General features: G+C 71.2%; 15 protein-coding genes. 2 read left to right on the top strand and 13 right to left on the bottom strand.

What is annotated here, in order from left to right; genetic code table 11:
* Positions 1–14: 14 nt before the first annotated feature.
* The 8 genes from F0U44_RS12315 to F0U44_RS12345 all read right to left on the bottom strand — a co-directional run bounded on the left by F0U44_RS12315 (position 15) and on the right by F0U44_RS12345 (position 9,919).
* Positions 15–698: an SGNH/GDSL hydrolase family protein gene (locus tag F0U44_RS12315; protein WP_149728562.1), complete on the bottom strand. Its 684-nt coding sequence runs from the start codon at positions 696–698 to the stop codon at positions 15–17.
* 52 nt (positions 699–750) lie between these two features.
* Entirely contained in the window at positions 751–1,980 is a 1,230-nt protein-coding gene (locus F0U44_RS12320; protein ID WP_149728563.1) for a calcium-binding protein, read from the bottom strand.
* Positions 1,981–2,070: 90 nt separating this feature from the next.
* Complete coding sequence (locus tag F0U44_RS12325; RefSeq protein ID WP_188113456.1) at positions 2,071–3,189, bottom strand: calcium-binding protein; 1,119 nt, start codon at positions 3,187–3,189, stop codon at positions 2,071–2,073.
* Positions 3,190–3,199: 10 nt separating this feature from the next.
* Positions 3,200–4,339, bottom strand: coding sequence for a calcium-binding protein (locus tag F0U44_RS23020; protein WP_188113457.1), 1,140 nt, complete (start codon positions 4,337–4,339; stop codon positions 3,200–3,202).
* Complete coding sequence (locus F0U44_RS12330; protein WP_149728565.1) at positions 4,336–5,268, bottom strand: calcium-binding protein; 933 nt, start codon at positions 5,266–5,268, stop codon at positions 4,336–4,338. The genes F0U44_RS23020 and F0U44_RS12330 overlap by 4 nt, the downstream gene beginning before the upstream one ends.
* A 55-nt stretch (positions 5,269–5,323) precedes the next feature.
* Positions 5,324–6,802, bottom strand: coding sequence for a GTPase HflX (gene hflX, locus F0U44_RS12335; RefSeq protein WP_149728566.1), 1,479 nt, complete (start codon positions 6,800–6,802; stop codon positions 5,324–5,326).
* 44 nt (positions 6,803–6,846) lie between these two features.
* Positions 6,847–9,582 carry a helix-turn-helix transcriptional regulator gene (locus F0U44_RS12340; RefSeq protein ID WP_149728567.1) on the bottom strand — a complete coding sequence of 912 codons (2,736 nt, stop codon included), beginning with the start codon at positions 9,580–9,582 and terminating at the stop codon, positions 6,847–6,849.
* 64 nt (positions 9,583–9,646) lie between these two features.
* Entirely contained in the window at positions 9,647–9,919 is a 273-nt protein-coding gene (locus F0U44_RS12345; protein WP_149728568.1) for a hypothetical protein, read from the bottom strand.
* A 139-nt stretch (positions 9,920–10,058) separates the two neighbouring features.
* Between F0U44_RS12345 and F0U44_RS12350 the strand changes: the two genes are divergently transcribed.
* Positions 10,059–10,454 (top strand): hypothetical protein, encoded by a 396-nt coding sequence (locus F0U44_RS12350; RefSeq protein ID WP_223163661.1) that lies wholly within the window; start codon positions 10,059–10,061, stop codon positions 10,452–10,454.
* Positions 10,455–10,492: 38 nt separating this feature from the next.
* Positions 10,493–11,146 (top strand): vWA domain-containing protein, encoded by a 654-nt coding sequence (locus F0U44_RS12355; RefSeq protein ID WP_223163662.1) that lies wholly within the window; start codon positions 10,493–10,495, stop codon positions 11,144–11,146.
* Positions 11,147–11,211: 65 nt separating this feature from the next.
* Here the strand turns inward: F0U44_RS12355 and F0U44_RS12360 are convergent, their stop codons facing one another.
* The 5 genes from F0U44_RS12360 to F0U44_RS12380 all read right to left on the bottom strand — a co-directional run bounded on the left by F0U44_RS12360 (position 11,212) and on the right by F0U44_RS12380 (position 16,890).
* Positions 11,212–12,150 carry a hypothetical protein gene (locus F0U44_RS12360; protein ID WP_223163663.1) on the bottom strand — a complete coding sequence of 313 codons (939 nt, stop codon included), beginning with the start codon at positions 12,148–12,150 and terminating at the stop codon, positions 11,212–11,214.
* Between the two features lie 117 nt (positions 12,151–12,267).
* Complete coding sequence (locus tag F0U44_RS12365) at positions 12,268–13,044, bottom strand: SDR family NAD(P)-dependent oxidoreductase (protein WP_149728569.1); 777 nt, start codon at positions 13,042–13,044, stop codon at positions 12,268–12,270.
* A 10-nt stretch (positions 13,045–13,054) separates the two neighbouring features.
* Positions 13,055–15,190: a bifunctional diguanylate cyclase/phosphodiesterase gene (locus F0U44_RS12370; RefSeq protein WP_149728570.1), complete on the bottom strand. Its 2,136-nt coding sequence runs from the start codon at positions 15,188–15,190 to the stop codon at positions 13,055–13,057.
* A gap of 22 nt (positions 15,191–15,212) precedes the next feature.
* Positions 15,213–16,064: a diaminopimelate epimerase gene (gene dapF / locus F0U44_RS12375; RefSeq protein WP_149728571.1), complete on the bottom strand. Its 852-nt coding sequence runs from the start codon at positions 16,062–16,064 to the stop codon at positions 15,213–15,215.
* A 16-nt stretch (positions 16,065–16,080) separates the two neighbouring features.
* Positions 16,081–16,890 (bottom strand): SDR family NAD(P)-dependent oxidoreductase, encoded by an 810-nt coding sequence (locus F0U44_RS12380; RefSeq protein WP_149728572.1) that lies wholly within the window; start codon positions 16,888–16,890, stop codon positions 16,081–16,083.
* Positions 16,891–16,908: the final 18 nt, after the last annotated feature.

The following is a 16,908-nucleotide window of genomic DNA, read 5'->3' on the forward strand; positions in this document are numbered from 1 at the left end:
CGGGCCGGACAGTTCTAGCGACCGGGCCGCGACGCTGTGGACAACGCCCGTGCTACGCGGTCCCCGAACGCCCGGTGCCCCTCCTCGGTGAGGTGCAGCCGATCCTCGAGGTAGGGCAGGTCGGTGTCGAGCATGGAGAGGTAGCCGACGCCGTACTGCTCGGAGAGGCGGGCGAGAAGCCCGTCCACCCTCAGTACGGCGTCCGCTCGCGCCGGCGCAGGAGCCGGCCCGACGACGAGCACTCGCTGGTGGCCGAACTCTCCGACCAGGCGGGTGAACCCCCGCCGGATCGCCGACCGCGGCTGGTCGAAGTCGTTGAGGCCGCCCTCGACCACCACGAGCCGGACGTCATGCGCGAGGGCACGCGGGGCCCGCTCGGCGTACGACGTCCCGGCCCCGCACTCGCTAGCACCGGAACTGAATCCCGATCCCGAGAACCCCTCGACGCGCACCCGTCCCGGCAGTTGTGTCGGCCAGCTGTGATCGGCTCCCACCCCGAGCCCGACCGAGTAGGAGTCGCCAATGACCAGCACCTCCCGCCCCGACCCGGTGACGAGCTCTGATCGCTCCGCGGCAGCCGCACGGAAGCCCGCGCACCGGCTGGGATCAGCACCTGCCCGCGCGGTCACGACGAGCCCGGCGACCGCGACGACGGCCACCAGGCCGACGGCTACGAGCCATGCTCCCCGGATGCGCACCCAGCGATGGTGCGGTCAGGAGCGCGATCCTGTCTGGCGAACGGCGAAACCGTTACAGCTCGCAGTCGATCAGCTGATTGGTGCCCAGGGCGCCGTCGCACGTGTCGGTGCCGTCGCCTCCATCGAGGATGTCGTCCCCGCTGCCACCGAAGAGCGAGTCGTCGCCACCGCGCCCTTCGAGCACGTCGTCGCCGTCGTAGGCCGTCAGCCTGTTGGCCGCGTCGTTGCCGAACAAGTGGTTGTCGACCCAGAAGCCGCCGACCAGGTCCTCGACGTCGCTGATGTCATCGATGCCGCCGATGCCGGTGTCCTGCGGCCCGAGGATCGCCAGGTCGACCGTCAGCAACCCACCTTCTGAGGCGGGGTAGAAGTTGTCGTCGATCCCGTCCACACCGTCGCCACCGTCGACCAGCTCGTCGCCCTGGTCCAGGCTGAACCGGTCATCGCCGGCGCCGCCGTACAGCTCGGTCAGCCCCGCTTCGCACGTCGGCAAGCACTGCGCGACGGTGAGGTGATCGTCACCATCGCCACCTTCGTAGTGGTCGCCGGGCGTCGCGGCTTCGAGGATGTCGCCACCCGGGCCGCCGTACACCGTGTCGGCACCCAAGTTCTCGTCGTCGAGGAGGTACTGGTCGAAGCGGTCGCTGCCTCCCAGGCCACGCATCACATCGTCGCCCGCACCGCCGAGGAACCGGTTGCCCGCACGCGAGCCCACGAGCACGTCATCGCCCGCACCGCCGGAGAGGAGCGCGTGCCGATGCCAAGAGTCCGAGGGACCGGAGAGCACCCTCGTCCGCAGTTCGTCGTCGTGCGCGCTGCCGAAGACGTTCGCCACGTCGATGATCGTGTCCCGTCCCCAGCCGGTGTCCTGCGGCCCCTTGATCCTCAGGTCGACGTGGACACCGCGCGGAGCATCCCGAAAGTCGGCGGCGGAGCTGTAGTTGTTCGGGTCGCCGACCAACCGGTCATCCCCGGGTCCGCCGTTCAGGGTGGCGCCGCCACCCTCACCGAGTCCGACGTCGTCGCCGGGCCCGAGGTCGATGTTGTCGTGGCTCCGTCCGCCGCAGACGATGTCGTTGCCCGCGCCGGTCCTGATCTTGTCCTGGAGGTTCGTGCCCAGAACGACGTCGGACTGCGGCCGATGGGGGTTGGGGTGATGCGCGTCGTTGAGGTCGATCGTCACCCGGTGCCCGGCGCAGGTCGGAACTGCGGCGCCGGCCTCCGGCGCGGTCACGAGCAGGCCGGGAGTGACCAGGGCAAGTGCGATGAGGGAGCGCATCATGCGTCCACGGTAAAGACTTCTCGGGGCTTTGGCAGCCGGGGAAACCCCTACGTCACTGGGCCGCTCCGGCGTGGCGAGCGCGTCAACCGGTCAGGCCTCACAGTTGAGGACCTCGTTCGTGCCGGCCCCACCGTCGCAGGTGTCGGTGTCGCCGCGACCGTCGAGCAGGTCGTCGCCGTCGCCGCCCTCGAGCCGGTTGGGCGCCGCGGTCCCCCGCAGCTCGTCGTCCATCGCGCTGCCGAGGAGATTCTCGATGCTGACGAGCAGGTCGGTCCCAGCCACCTCGGTGTCCTGGGCGCCCTCAATCGCCAGGTCGACGTGGACGCCCGCGCCACTGGGGTCGTAGACGAAGTCGTAGCTCACGGTGTCGGAGCCGGCACCCCCGCGGAGTACGTCGTCGCCACTGCCCGCGATGAGCAGGTCCTTGCCCGAGCCGCCGACGGCGACGCTGGTCGTCACACCGTCGAACCCGCCAGCATCGACGATGTCGTCGCCCCGGCCGCCGCGCACCAGGTCGGCGCCGTGGTCGCCGTGCACCTCGTCGTCATCAGCCTGGCCGAGCACCAGGTCGTCGCCGTTGCCGGCCGTGATCGTGTCGTCGCCGGCGCCACCCCGGAAGGTGTCGTCGCCGCCCTTGCCGTCGATGATCCAGTCGGGGCCGGCACCGCCGGAGATGTCGTCGGCCCGCGCGCCGCCGTACATCACGTTGCGCGAGCCGCTGCCGCCGATCCGGTTGGTGCCGAAGCGCGAACCGTCGACGTTCTCGATGCCGTGCAGCGCGTCCTGGCCCAGGCCGGTCGCCTGGCGCGAGGTCCTCCACAGGTCCAGGTCGAGGTGCGGCGCCTTCCGGTAGTCGACCCAGTCGCGACCGCGCCCACCGACCATCACGTCGTCGCCCGCTCCGCCGTTGATGACGTCGTCGTCGGCGCCGCCGAAGGCGTGGTCGTCGCCGTAGCCGAGGACGATGCGGTCGTAGCCGCCTCCGCCGCAGACCACGTCGTCACCGCCTCCGGTACGGATCACATCGGGCTCCGGGGTGCCGAGCACCACGTCCGCGTCGTCGCGGTCGGTCTCGGGCGCATCGGGATCGTTGAGGTCGATGGTGACCCGCAGGCCGTGGCACGAGGCGACGGCCGTGGCCGACGGGGGCGCGAGGACCAGCGGAGCGGCGGCGAGCGCGAGGGACAGGACCGAGACGAGAGGCTTCACGGCCACCACGTTAGTTCTCGCAGTTGAGAAGCTCGTCGACGTCGCTGAGGATCCCACCACCGTCGCAGAAGTCGTTGCCGCCACGGCCGTCGATGTGGTCGCTGCCGTGGCTGCCGTAGAGCTTGTTGTCTCGGTCGTCACCCAGGAGTACGTCGTCGTAGACCGTGCCCTCGAGCACCTCGATGTCGATGAACTCGTCCATGCCGAACGTCACCGTGTCCTGGGGTCCGACCAGTGCGAGGTCGACGGTGACGCCCACGTCATCGATGGAGCCGGGCGTGGTCCCGAAGTCGACCAGGTCGACGCCGTCACCCCCGTCGAGGAGGTCGTCCTCGGTCGCCGCGTAGAGCAGGTCGTCACCGGGGCCGCCGTGGATCTCGAGCGGGGAGGCGTCCCACTCCTCCGCGATCAGCGCGTCGTCGCCACCGCCGCCCATCATGACGTCGGTGCCACCGCGACTGTTGAGGTTGTCGTCCCCGTCGCCGCCGATGATGAGGTCGGCGTTCTCACTCCCGTAGACGTAGTCGCTGCCATCGCCCGCGTCGAGCCGCGAGACCCCTACCGAGCGGCCCGAGATCTCGTCGCGACCGCCGAGCGTCTTGACCCAGTCCCGGACGTCGCCACCGACCACGTAGTTGGGGCCGCTGTCGCCGATCAGCCGGTTCTCGTAGCGCCGCGCGCCGCGGATGTCCTCGATCTCCTCCAGTTTGTCGCGCCCCCAGCCGGTCTCCTGCCAGCCCTGCTTGCGCAGGTCGATGGTGGTCCGCTGCGTCGCGTGGCCGAAGTTGATCATGTCCTCGCCCTGGCCGCCCACGTAATAGTCATCGCCCGTACCGCCGAAGAGGACGTCGGGACCGTGCCCGCCGTACGCCTCGTCGTCGCCCGGGCCGAGGTCGATCTTGTCCAGATGGCCGAGCCCGCACACGATGTCGTTGCCCGCGCCAGTGCTGATCTTGTTGCGCCTCCAGGTGCCCATCACGACATCGGACTGGGGTCGGTGGGGGTCGGGGTGGTGCGCGTCGTTGAGGTCGATCGTCACCCGGTGGCCGGCGCAGGTCGCGCCGGCCGCGACTGTCGGAGCGGCGTCAGCAGCGGCCGGGACGAGAGCCGGGGTCATCAGCAGGACCGCGACACACCAACGTGCGTTCACAGGACCTCCTCGCATTCCTCGTAGTGGTTGACCCCGGCGCCGCCGTCACACAGGTCGTCCTGGTCGCCGCCGTCGAGGTCGTCGTCGCCACCGCGCCCGAAGAGCTCGTCGGTACCGCCCACGCCCGCGAGCCAGTTGGGTCCGTCGTCGCCGGACAAGAGGTCGGCGCCGTAGTAGGTACCGACCAGGTCCTCGATGCTGACCAGGGTGTCGCTGCCGCCCGGCCCGGTCTCCTGGGGACCGGCGATCGCGAGGTCAACCGCCACTCCCGGTCCACCCATCTCGCCGACGTCGGCGTAGCTCATCGTGTCGACACCATCGCCACCATCGAAGAACTCGGCGCCGGCGCCCGAGGCGGCGAGATCCTTGCCCGGTCCACCCAGGTAGGTGATGACGCCTGGCCCGCACTCCGGGCACTCCGACGGGTTGGCGAAGAAGTCGCCGTCGGGCCCGCCGACGTAGACGTCGCCCGGGTTGCCGTGGCTGAGCCAGTCGTCGCCGGGCCCTCCGTAGACCCGGTCGTCTCCCGGCGTGTCGATGGAGGGCTCGAGCTGGTCCCACCCCTCGCGCCCGCGGAGGACGTCGTCGCCCGCACCGCCGGAGAGGTGGTCGACGCGGCCACCGCCGTCGAGGAGGTCGTCGCCCCGACCGCCGTAGCCGGTGTCCTTGTCACCGCCGAGGAACACCCGGTCAGCACCGCGCCCGGCACAGACGATGTCGTCGCCGTCGCCGGTCCTGATCACCTCGCCGCGCGGCGTCCCGAGGACGACGTCGCGTTGGGGCCGATCGGGGTCGGGGTGGTGCGGGTCGTTGAGGTCGATCGTTACCCGCCAGCCGCCGCAGAGCGGGCCGGGCGCAGCCTCGGCCGCAGGCGCCATGACGAGCAGGCCCGGAGCAGCCAGCGTGAGTACGACGAGGGAGCGCATCATGCGCCCACGGTAAAGAGATCCGGCCGCGATGGCAGCCGGGATATCCCTACGTTCCTCAGACGGCGTAGGCCGCCAGCTCACCCGCGAGCGCCTCGGTGGCGCGCCCGACGATCCGGGTGCCGTCGGCCGTGTGCTCCAACGAGGTGATCTCGCCGAGCTTGTGGATCTGGTCGACGAGGTCGCCGCGGGCGTAGGGCACGAGCGCCTCGAAGGCCACCTGCGGCCGCGGCAGGTCGGCCTCGATCGCGGCGAGCGCGTCGGCGATCCCCTCCCCCGTCTTCGCCGAGACCACGACGGAGTGCGGTTCGCGCTGACAGAGCCGGGCGACGACCATCGGATCGGCGATGTCGGCCTTGTTGATGACGATCAGCTCGGGGATCTTCGAGGCGCCGATCTCGGCGAGTACCTCGCGCACCGCGCTGATCTGGCCCTCGGGGTCGGCGTGCGAGCCGTCGACGACGTGGACGATGAGATCGGAGTCGGCGACCTCCTCCAGCGTCGAGCGGAAGGCCTCGACGAGCTGGTGGGGCAGATGGCGCACGAAGCCGACCGTGTCGCTCATCGTGTAGACCCGACCGTCGGAGGCCTGGGTGCGCCGCGTGGTCGGGTCGAGGGTGGCGAACAGGGCGTCCTCGACGAGCACGCCGGCGCCGGTCAGCCGGTTGAGGATCGACGACTTGCCCGCGTTGGTGTAGCCGGCGATCGCGACCGACGGCACGTGGTTGCGGTGCCGCTCCTGGCGCATCGTGGCGCGGGTGCCCTCCATCGCCTTCAGGTCGCGACGCAGCTTGGCGATGCGGTCGTTGATGCGGCGGCGGTCGGTCTCGATCTTGGTCTCACCGGGGCCACGGCCACCGATGCCGACGCCGCCGGCCGCACGACCACCGACCTGGCGCGACAGGTTGCCACCCCACCCGCGCAGGCGCTGCTTCAGGTAGTTGAGCTGCGCGAGCTCGACCTGCGCCTTGCCCTCCTTGGACTTCGCGTGCTGGGCGAAGATGTCGAGGATCAGCGCGGTCCGGTCGACGACCTTGACCTTGATCTTGTCCTCGAGGTTCCTCAGCTGGGAGGGCGCGAGCTCGCCGTCGCAGATGACCGTGTCGGCGCCCGAGGCCTCCACGATCTCGCGGATGCCCTCGACCTTGCCCCGTCCGACGTACGTCGCGGGGTCGGGGTTCTGCCGGCGCTGGTAGATCGCGTCGAGCACCTCCGAGCCGGCGGTCTCGGCCAGGAGCGCGAGCTCGGCCATCGAGTTCTCAGCGTCCTCGATCGTGCCGTCGGTCCAGACACCGACGAGAACGACGCGCTCCAGTCGGAGCTGGCGGTACTCGACCTCGGTGATGTCCTCGAGCTCGGTGCGCAGGCCACTGACCCGGCGGAGCTGGTGGCGCTCGGCCAGGTCAAGGTCACCGGTGGTGACCTCCTCGGGGTCGGGCAGCGAGGCATCCACGTAGCCCGACTCGAAATCGTCGTCGTCCCAAGCGGCGGTGGACGCCAGCTCGGCGTCGAGGGAGAAGTCTTCAGCGTTTGTCATAAGTCCATCCAGCGTAACCACGCGGAGGGCACAAGGCTTCCCGATTAATCGTCGGTGGTCATTCGCTCCAACGCTCCGGCCAGCTCGACCCGCGACCGGATGCCCAGCTTGCGGTAACAGCGGGTCAGGAGTGACTCGACGGTCTTGACCGAGAGGAAGAGCTGCTCGGCGATCTCGTTGTTGCGTCGCCCGGCCGCGGCAGCGCGGGCCACAGCCAGCTCCGCCTCGGTCAGCACGGTCTTGCTCCGCCTCGAGCCGGTGCGGTCGAGGTCGGCTCGCGCGAGGGCCGCGCGGCGGGTGCAGCCGATCTCCTCGAAGATCTCGACGGCCTTCTCCAGCGCCTCGGTCGCCTGACGACGCGACCGCCCGCGCCGGAAGACCTTTCCGGCCGCCCACCACGCCCGCGCCCGCTCGACCGGCTGCACGACCATGCCGCTCGGCAGCTCGTCGAGCCCCGCGATCATGGCGGGGACCATCGCCGCCGCCGCGTCGAGGTCGCCGCGCGCCGCCGTCAGGGTCACCTCGTGGCGCACCAGCTCGGCGAGCATCGCTTCGAGGTCGATCTTGCGCGCCCGAGCCCGTACGTCGGCCAGGTAGTCCTCCGCCTCGTCGAGCCGGCCGGTCTCGAGGAGTACGTCGAGGATGGTCGGGGCGATCATCGGGTCGGCGGGGTGGCGCAGGCCGAGCCGGTCGACGAGCTCGCGGATCCGCACCGAGAACTCGTAGGCCTCCTCCATCCGCCCGGCGGCCACCAGCGCCGCCATCCGACCCACCGACCAGGTCGCCTCCTGCGACGGGTCGTCCAGCGTGCCGTGCATCTCCCGCACCTCGTCGGACCGGGCGAGCGCCCGCTCCACGTTGCCGACGTGGACGTCGATGGAGACCAGGATGTTGGTGATCATCGGGAGGAAGCCGGGCATGGAGGCCGCCGCGACCAGTCCCTCCTCGGCCTGCCGCCGCGCTTCGTCGAACCGGCACGCCCGCGCCTCCAACGAACCCAGGTAGCTGTAGATCACCGGCACGGCCAGGTCGTCACCACTCTCGAGGCTCGCCCGCAGGATCGCCCCGAAGCCCTGCCGCGCCTCGTCGAACCGGCCGCTCGTCATCTGGTGGATCGCTGCCATCATCAGCGGCCCGTAGGCGATCCGCTCCATGGGCTCGCGCTCGTCGAGCTCGACCGCCTCGTCGATGAGGTCCTGGAAGGGCAGCGCCTCCTGATAGCGGTGATAGGCGAGCGGCACCAGCACCGCGGCCCGGAGCGCACTCAGCCCGGGGCGGTCGGGCTCGCTCTCCAGGCGCCGCAGCGCCTCCTCGTAGCTCTCGTTGATGGTCTCCCGCCGCCCCAGCAGCATGTCGATCTCGCCCTCGACCACCGCCCGGGCGTAGTCCTCCGGGGAGAGGTCGGCGGCATCGAGCTCGCGGGCGAGGGACTTGGCGTCGTCGTACTGCTCGTTGAGGGTGTGGAGCTTGCAGAGCTCCACCGTCGCTGCCCAGTACGACGGCCCGCCCGGTGTCGCGCGGAGGTCGGTCAGGATCTGCGCGGCGTCCTGGGGGTCGCCGTTGAGGACCAGTCGGCGGGCCAGCTCGAGGGCGCGCTGGTCGCGCGCGGCCCGGTCCTCGCTGCGCGCGATCGCGAGGCGAAGCAGCTCGGTCGCCGCCAGCCACGCCGCGCGCGCCCAGGCCTTGCGCGACGCCTCGGTGAGCTCAGCGGCCAGCGCCTCGTCAGGTGCGGTGTCGGCCAGCGCCCGGTGGCGGACCCGCGCCTCCTCGAGCGGCTCGACGCGGGAGAGCGCCTCGTGCATCGCGACCTGCTCCTCCGCCGCGACGCTGTCGATCGCCGCCTCGAGGTAGAGCGGGTGCTGGAAGTTGATGAGGCTGCCGAGCCGGATGAGTCCCCCGGCGACCGCGGGCTCGAGGTCGTCGAGCAGCTCCTCGACGGTCCCGCCGAGCGCCTCGGCGAGGCGGGTCGCCGTCGGCGCCGCGCACAGGGCGGTCGCCAGGAGCGCGCGACGGGTGGGCCGCGGCAGGCCGATGATCCGCTCGGTGAGCAGGCCCTCGAAGCTCGCCCCCGGACCGTGCGCCCGGTGCCGCGCGAACTCCAGCGCGTGCAGCGGATTGCCACCCGAGGCCTCGCCCACCGCGCGCAGCTCGCTGCGGGTGAGCGTAACGTCGAGGTGGTGCTGGACCACGTGGAAGATCGCCGAGAGCGGCAGCGGGTCGAGGCCGAGCTCGGTGCGCGGCCAGTCGGGCAGCCAGTCGCCCACCGGCCGGCCGCTCGGCCGGGCCCACGCGACGACCAGTACCGGCACGTCCGTCAGGCGCGGTAGCGACTGGGACAGCGCAGCTGCCGAGGCGTCGTCGACCCACTGGGCGTCGTCGACCAGGACGATCACCGGCTGCTTGCTCGCCTGGTTGCGCAGCACCCCGCGCACGGCGAGCGCCACCGCCCGAGGCTCGGCGCCGTCGCCGTCGTCGAGCAGCAGCGCGGAGCGGATCGCGGCGCGCTGCGGGGCGGGCAGGTCGTCGTACTCCTCCTCGGGGAGGGGGTCGAACAGGTCCCCCAACGCGGAGAAGGACAGCTGCCCCTCGGCCTCCAGCGGCCGCGACGTGAGCAGCGTGACGTCGCGGTCGAGCAGCGCGTCGCGGAAGGCGACGGCGAGGGCGCTCTTGCCCATCCCTGCGGCGGCGACGACCGTGGCGGTCGCCGGCCCCGAGTCGGGCAGGCGGTCCACCAGAGCGAGCAGGGTCGACAGCTCGTCGTCCCGTCCGATCACCACCATCGAGGAAGATTTACCATCTCTTTGCTCGCCCTGCCTCCGTGTTAGCACGGAAAGGCGGCGAGCGTCAGGCGGTGCGCTCGGCCGCCGGATGATCGATGAGCCAGCCCGCTCCGATCGAACCGTGCCCCAGCCCGAGGCTCTGCAACACCCGTTTGACGTCCGCGGCGTTGTGGGCAACGTGCAGCCCGAAGGCCGTCTGTTCCCCCGGGAGTACGACGGTCGCCAGCGCTCCCGAGCGCGTCAGCCGTTGAGCCTGGGCGGTCACGAGCTCAGCGGCCATGGCCGGCCAGTAGTGCTCGCTCACCCAGATCTCGGTCACGTGGAGATCGGCGGTCACGTCGTCAGCCTCCCGCCGCTGCCGACCCGCTTGCGACCGGGAAAACCCTAGGGTTTCGAGGCTCGCTGCGCTCGCACCTCAACCACCGGCGCATCCGCAGTTCTTGAGGATCCGCAGTTTGTGCGGTAAGGTCTCCCGCATGACCCAGGATCGACCGGTCGACGACCACCGGGGGAAGCTGGACTCCGTGCGGAACCTCCTCGACGCAGCACAGGTCGAGGATTCTGTCGGAGCCCTCCCCTACCTTCGGGAAGCGGCCGACCGGCTGACCGAGCTGATCGACGAGTCGATGGCGGCCGCCGTACTGACTGGCCAGGCGTCCCTGCGGAGTGCAGGGGCCCAGGCCGGGCTCACGGAAAACGCTGTCGGCCCGCGGCTGGCCCGCACCATGGCCCTCGGCGCCTACGCCGACGACCGCGGTCGGGTGACCGCGGCGGGCGTCGAGCGAGCGAAGTACGACCTTGAGTCTGGGGTGCCGAAGCAACCGGCGGCGGCGCCCTCACCGATGCGGTTCAAGCCGCGTCGATCCACCTAGGCAGCGAGCGGCAGATCCGCTCGCGGGACGGAGTCACGATGACCCGAGCGGACCTCACCCACCTTTACTTCCTCCTCGACCGCAGTGGCTCGATGCAGTCCATCAAGGCCGACACCGAGGGCGGCTTCACGGCCTTCATCGACGAGCAGCGCAAGGTGCCCGGCGAGTGCCGGGTGACGCTGGCCCAGTTCGACAACGCCTACGAGGTCGTCTACTCCGACCGCCCCGTCGCCGACGTCCCGCGGCTCGTGCTGGAGCCCCGCGGCTCGACGGCCCTGCTCGACGCGATGGGTCGGCTGATCACCACGGCCGGCAAGGACCTCGCCGCCCTGGCCGAGGACGAGCGCCCCGGCACCGTGATCGTCGCCGTCATGACCGACGGCTATGAAAACGCCAGCCAGGAGTGGACCCACCCCGCCATCAAGGCGCTTGTCGAGCAGCAGACCGCCGACTACGCCTGGCAGTTCCTCTACATGGGAGCCGACCAGGACGCCATCGAGGTCGGCACCTCCCTCGGCGTCTCCGCCGGCGCCTCGGTCACCTACGGCCGCGGCAAGACGTCGGCCGCCCTGTCCATGAACGCCGGCAAGATCGCCAAGCTGCGCAGCGACCGGGCGATGGCCCCCGCGGGCTCGCCGCCGCCGATGATGGACGCCTACAGCGACGCGGAGCGGGCCGAGCTGGCTGAGTGACGTCGGCGCCGCCTTGTGCGGTGATCCGCAAGCAGAATCTGCTTGCGGATCACCGCACAGTCACGTCAGGGGCAGCGCGGGCACCGGTCGAGCTCGCCGATCCACCCGAGCCGTCGCAGGATGGCCGCGATCGAGCGGGCCGTGGCGCACTGCCCGCCGAAGACCAGACCGTAGGTCACCCGGGCGGTGAGCGCCCCAGCCTGGGCGAGCTCGCCGAGGTCGCGGTGAGCATCGGCATCGCGGGCTGCGTATGACTCGAAGTGCGTGCTGCCGTCGAGCTCGACCACCAGCCCGAACTCCTCGTAGGTCACGTCGCGCGACGTCGACCTGCCGCTCGCGCTGCTCCGCACCTGGCGCTCTCCACGCGGCAGACCGTGCGCCCGCTCGACCCGCTGGAGGTAGCCCCGCTCCAGGACCGAACAGGCGCCCGTACGCCGGTCCTCGACCAGCTCGGTGATCAGTCGTCGATGTCGGACCCGCCCCCGGGCAGCGAGTGCGCGGGCAACGCGCTCCGCGTTCGTGCGACGGAAGCACGCCTCAGCGAGCAGTGCGAACGCCCCGGCCGTATCGTCCGCGTCGAGCCGCACGATCATCGTGTCGATGACCGCGTCGTCCACCCGGATCCGGGGCGGCGCCGTACGCCAATCGACACGGCGGTCGAGACCGGCGACCCGATGGATCTCGACGCCCGGCAACCTGCCGACCTGACGGTCTCGGTCGACCGCCAGATGGATGACGCCGCGAGGAGCGAGACCGAGGGCAGACTCGCGGGCGAGCGCGGCCGGCCAGCGCGCGAGTACGGCGACCCACTCCCGCTGCTGCAGGGTGAGCGGTCCGTTGTGGTTCACATAAACGCCGGGAAGCGCCTGCACCAGCTCGTGGCGGCGGAGCATCCGGGCGATGTCGGCGTCGACCCCGCCGAGCTCGAGGACCTGTCGGCGTGCCACGACCCCGGACTGGTGGATGCGGAGCAGGCCGTCGAGGCGGCGGACGTCCAAGGCCATGTCGCAAGGCTTCGCGTCTCCGACGGCTGCTGCCAGAGCCGACGTCGTCCCTCCACAGGCTTGTGCGGTGATCCGCAAGCAGAATCTGCTCGCAGATCACCGCACAGCGAGAGGGACCTACTTGGGGGGCATCCGGATGCCGCCGTCGACGCGGATGACCTCGCCGTTCATGTAGGAGTTGGTGAGGCACTCCATGACCATCGAGGCGAGCTCGTCGCCGGAGCCGAGGCGCTTGGGGAAGAGCACGTTCTGGCCGAGGTTGGCCTTGAACGCCTCCGAGGCCTCGCCCTCGCCGTAGATCGGGGTGTCGATCAGGCCGGGCGCGACGGTGTTGAGGCGGATGCCGGCAGCCGACAGGTCGCGGGCGACCGGGAGGGTCATGCCGACGACGCCACCCTTGGAGGCGGAGTACGACGCCTGGCCGATCTGGCCGTCGAACGCAGCCACGGACGCCATGTTGACGATGGCGCCACGGCAGCCGTCGGCGTCGCCCTCGTTGAGGCTCATCGCGGTCGCGGCCTGGCGGACCATATCGAAGGTGCCGATGAGGTTGATCGCGATGACCTTGGTGAAGGCCTCCAGCGAGTGGGCCGACTCGAGCTGGCCGTCGCGACCGATGGTGCGCTGCGCCCAGCCGATGCCGGCCGAGTTGACGACCGCGCGGAGCGGGGCGATCTCGGCGGCGGCCTTGACGGCTCCGGCGATCTGCTCGGTGTTGGTGACGTCGACCAGGGCGAAGACGCCGTTGATCTCAGCGGCGAGGGCCTCGCCCTTGTCGGCCTGCAGGTCGGCGACGACGACGGTCGCTCCACGGGCGGCGAGCTGGCGGGCGCACGCGGCGCCGATGCCCGACGCACCGCCGGTGACGATGGCGGATGATCCGATAAGTTCCATGCGCCGGACTCTAGCGAGAACCGGTTCTGGCCCGAGGTGGGGTTCTCTCCGCGGGCCGCCCCAGCAGGAAGCCCTGGCCGTAGCGGACGCCGAGCCCGATGACGCAGTCGCGCTCCTCGGGGTGCTCGATGCCCTCTGCGATCACCTCGGCGCCGGTGCGGTCGGCGAAGAGTACGACGGCAGCAACCGCCGCCTGCAGCGTCTCGTCGAGGTGGATCCCCGCCACGAGCGAGCGGTCGAGCTTGACCAGGTCGGGGCGGAGCAGTGCCACCCGGTGCAGGTTGGAGAAGCCGACCCCGAAGTCGTCGATCGCGACCTTCGCACCGCGCTCGCGCAGGTCGTCGAGGGCGAGCAGCACCTCGGTGCGGTAGAGCACCAGGTCGGCCTCGGTGACCTCGATGATGAAGCCCGTGAGGTCGGCGGGCAGCACGGCCTCGAACTGGGTCGTCAGCAGGGTGTCGGGGCTGACGTTGACCGAGAGCAGCCCGGCGCCGTCCCAGCTGCGAAGAGCACTCCCGATGGCCGAGGCCTCGAGCCAGGCGAGCGTGCCGTCACGGGCGGCGCGACCGAACACCTCCGCCGGCTCCTGACCCTCGAAGCGGCTCAACGCCTCGTAGCCCACGACCTCGTCGCGGTCGAGCTCGACGATCGGCTGGAAGACCGAGCGCAACCCGGTCAGGACCAGGCCGTCGTCGCCCGCCGTGAGCGCGACCCCTTCGTCACCGTTGTCGAAGACGATGCGGTCGCCGCCGCCGCGCTTGGCCTGATAAAGCGCGCGGTCGGCCCGGGCCACCATCGACGAAGCACTCTCCACGCCGTCCCAGGCCGCGAAGCCGATGGAGCAGGCCTGGCCGTGCGACACGGCGCGCCGCATCCGGTCGAGCAGCAGCGCGGCCTCCTCCGTGGTCACGACGGGGAGCAGGGCCGTGAACTCCTGGCCGCCGTAGCGCGCCAGGAAGCCACGTTGCTCGATGACCGCCGCCCACGCATCGGCGGTGTCCTTGAGGACCAGGTCGCCGTGGAGGTGACCGAAGGTCTCGTTGTACTGCTTGAAGGCATCGAGGTCGAGCACGGCCACGTGGAGCGCGGTGCCGTTGTCCTTGGCGTTGGCCCACGCCCGCTCGAGCTGGTGGTCCCACGAGCGCCGGTTGGAGACGCCGGTCAGCGAGTCGCGACGGGCGAGTGCCGAGAGCTGGGCGGCCGACCGCTGGAGGTTGCCGACCAGGTCGCCGAGCCGCAGTACGACGAGCACCGCAGCGACGCACCCACCGATCAGGGCCACCCCCTCGGCAAGCTCCACGCCCGCCAGGTCACCGATCTCGCCCGTGACCGGGCCGACCGCAAGGGCCATCCCGAGCAGGACGAGACGGAACGGCGTCACGGTCTCGCGTCGCTCAGCCGCTGGCTCCTCGAGGTCGTGCGCCGAGGGGTGCAGGGCGGCGAAGCCGAGCAACAGGTAGGAGGTCAGGTAGGCGAGGTCGATGGAGTCCGGGTAGGCCCAGTCCTGCTGGGCCGCGACGACGTAGCCGAGGTCGGCCACCAGCAGTGCCCCGATGCCGAGGACGAGTGCGTAGATGGTCGTGTTGCGGACCTGACCGGTCACGAACATCCGCAGCACCAGGGCGAGGACCAACAGGTCGCCCAGCGGGTAGGCGGCAGCGACGGCGTCGCTCATCACCCCGGCGCCCTCGCTCTGTGCTGCGGGTAGGACGAAAGCGACCGTGCCGACCACCGTCACGCCGGTGGTGAGGATGGCCGCATCGAGGAACGCCCCCCGGTCACGGCCGCCCTGGCGGCCGCGGATCAGCCACAGCACGGCCATGGCGAGCACGGGATATTGCGCGAGGTAGACGACGTCGGCGGGCGAGGGCGAGGGCTCGCTCTGCAGCACCTCGTCGTAGAACGTGTAGACCAGGTCGCCGAGCAGGTAGAGACCCTGGGCCGCGGCGAACGCCCACCAGATCCGCCGCCGGGACCGGGGCATCCGCGAGGCACCCAGGCAGGACAGCGCCGTGCCGTAGCAGGCGCCGATCAGGTAGACGACCGACCCGGTCGAGCCCTGGTGGAGCACGCCGTAGGCCACGACGAGGGCGAGCCCGATGGCAAGCGCGACGTACGCCTGACGCGACGTCCACATGTGCCGCATGGCTCCCCCTCCCCGCCTGGCGCTACAGCCGGGTGGTCCCGTTCGCGACGATGACCGCAGGGCCTGACATCAAGATCCGGTCGTCGTGGGTCCAGCGGATGGTGAGGGTGCCGCCCGGCAGGTCGACCCGGTAGTCGGTGTCGCGTGGGGCGTCGTCGGCCAGCGCTGCGGCGACCATTACGGCGCACGCGCCGGTGCCGCACGACCGCGTCTCCCCCGAGCCGCGCTCGTGGACGCGCATCGCGACGTGGCGAGCCCCTCGTCGTACGACGAATTCAACGTTGACCCCGTGGGGGTAGACCGCGGGGTCGTGCGTCGGAGCGACGAGGAGCGGGCCCGCTTCGGTGAGGTCGTCGATGAAGGCGACGGCGTGCGGGTTGCCCATGTCGACGTGGACCGCGGGCCAGCTGCGGTCGTCGCCGTCGACCGAGACGCCCACCTTGGTGTCCTCGAGGACCCGGGGCGCGCCCATGTCGACCGTGATCTCGCCGTCGGCCGCGCCGCCGGCGAAGGTCAGCGCCTTCACGCCGTCGCGGGTGGCGACCGGGACGGGCTGGGTCGGGTCGACGAGGCCCTCGAGGGCGAGGTGGCGGCCGAAGACCCGGATGCCGTTGCCGCACATCTCCGAGAGCGAGCCGTCGGAGTTCCAGTAGTCCATGAACCACTCGGCGTCCTGGCCGTTGCCGGCCTCGATCGCCGCGGTGCGGATCACGCGGAGGATGCCGTCGCCGCCGATCCCGGCACGCCGGTCGCAGAGTGCTCGGACCCGCTCGGGATCCACGTCGCCGTGGAGCGCGCCGTCGTGATCAGGCAGGAGGACGAAGTCGTTCTCCGTGCCGTGCCCCTTGAGGAAGGGGTAGTCGGGTGCGCTCACCCTCCAAGGGTAGAGGTCAACGACGCAGCGCGGGGTGCTGACGACCGAGTGCGGCGAGCAGCACCCGCCGCGGCGCGAACTTGCCGAGCCCGACCGCAGCACGGGTGCCGAGGCCGGGGATGACCAGGAGACGCCCGCGGTCGAGACCGTCGACAGCCGCGGCCGCGACGTCGACGACGTCCTCCCACATGAAGCCCGGCATCATGCCGGTCTTCTCCTCGTCGCTGAAGCCGGCCGCCTCGAAGAACTCCGTCGCCACCGGTCCCGGGCACAGCGCGGTGACGGTGACGCCCTTGCGGCGTACCTCCTCCGCGATCGCCTGGGAGTACGACGCCACGAAGGCCTTCGCCGCCCCGTAGCCCGCCTGCCCCGGCAAGGGCTGGAAGGCGGCGCTCGAGGCCACGTTGAGGAGGGCGCCCTTGTGCTCGACCAGGGTCGGCAGGAAACGGGTGGTCAGGTCGACGACCGCCGCCACGTCGACCTCGACCATGGTCAGCTCGGCGTCGACGTCGGCGGTGAGGACCGGGCCCGTGGTCGACAGGCCGGCGTTGTTGACCAGGATCGACACCGCCAGGCCCAGCTCGGCCACCCGCCCGGGCAGCGCGGCACGTGCGTCGCGGTCGGTGAGGTCCGCGGCGAGCACCTCGGCGCGCACGCCGGTCGCCTTCAGCTCGGCAGCGAGCGCCTCGAGCTTGCCGGCGCTGCGGGCGACGAGCACGACGCCGTGGCCGCGACCGGCCAGGTTGCGCGCGATCTCGGCACCGATGCCGGAGGAGGCGCCGGTGATCAGCGCGGTCGTGGTCGGGCTCGGTGCGGGGAGCGTCATGCCGGAAAGCCTAGATGG

This window comes from Nocardioides humilatus (genome assembly GCF_008373755.1).
In the GTDB taxonomy this organism is placed as follows: Bacteria; Actinomycetota; Actinomycetes; order Propionibacteriales; family Nocardioidaceae; genus Nocardioides; species Nocardioides humilatus.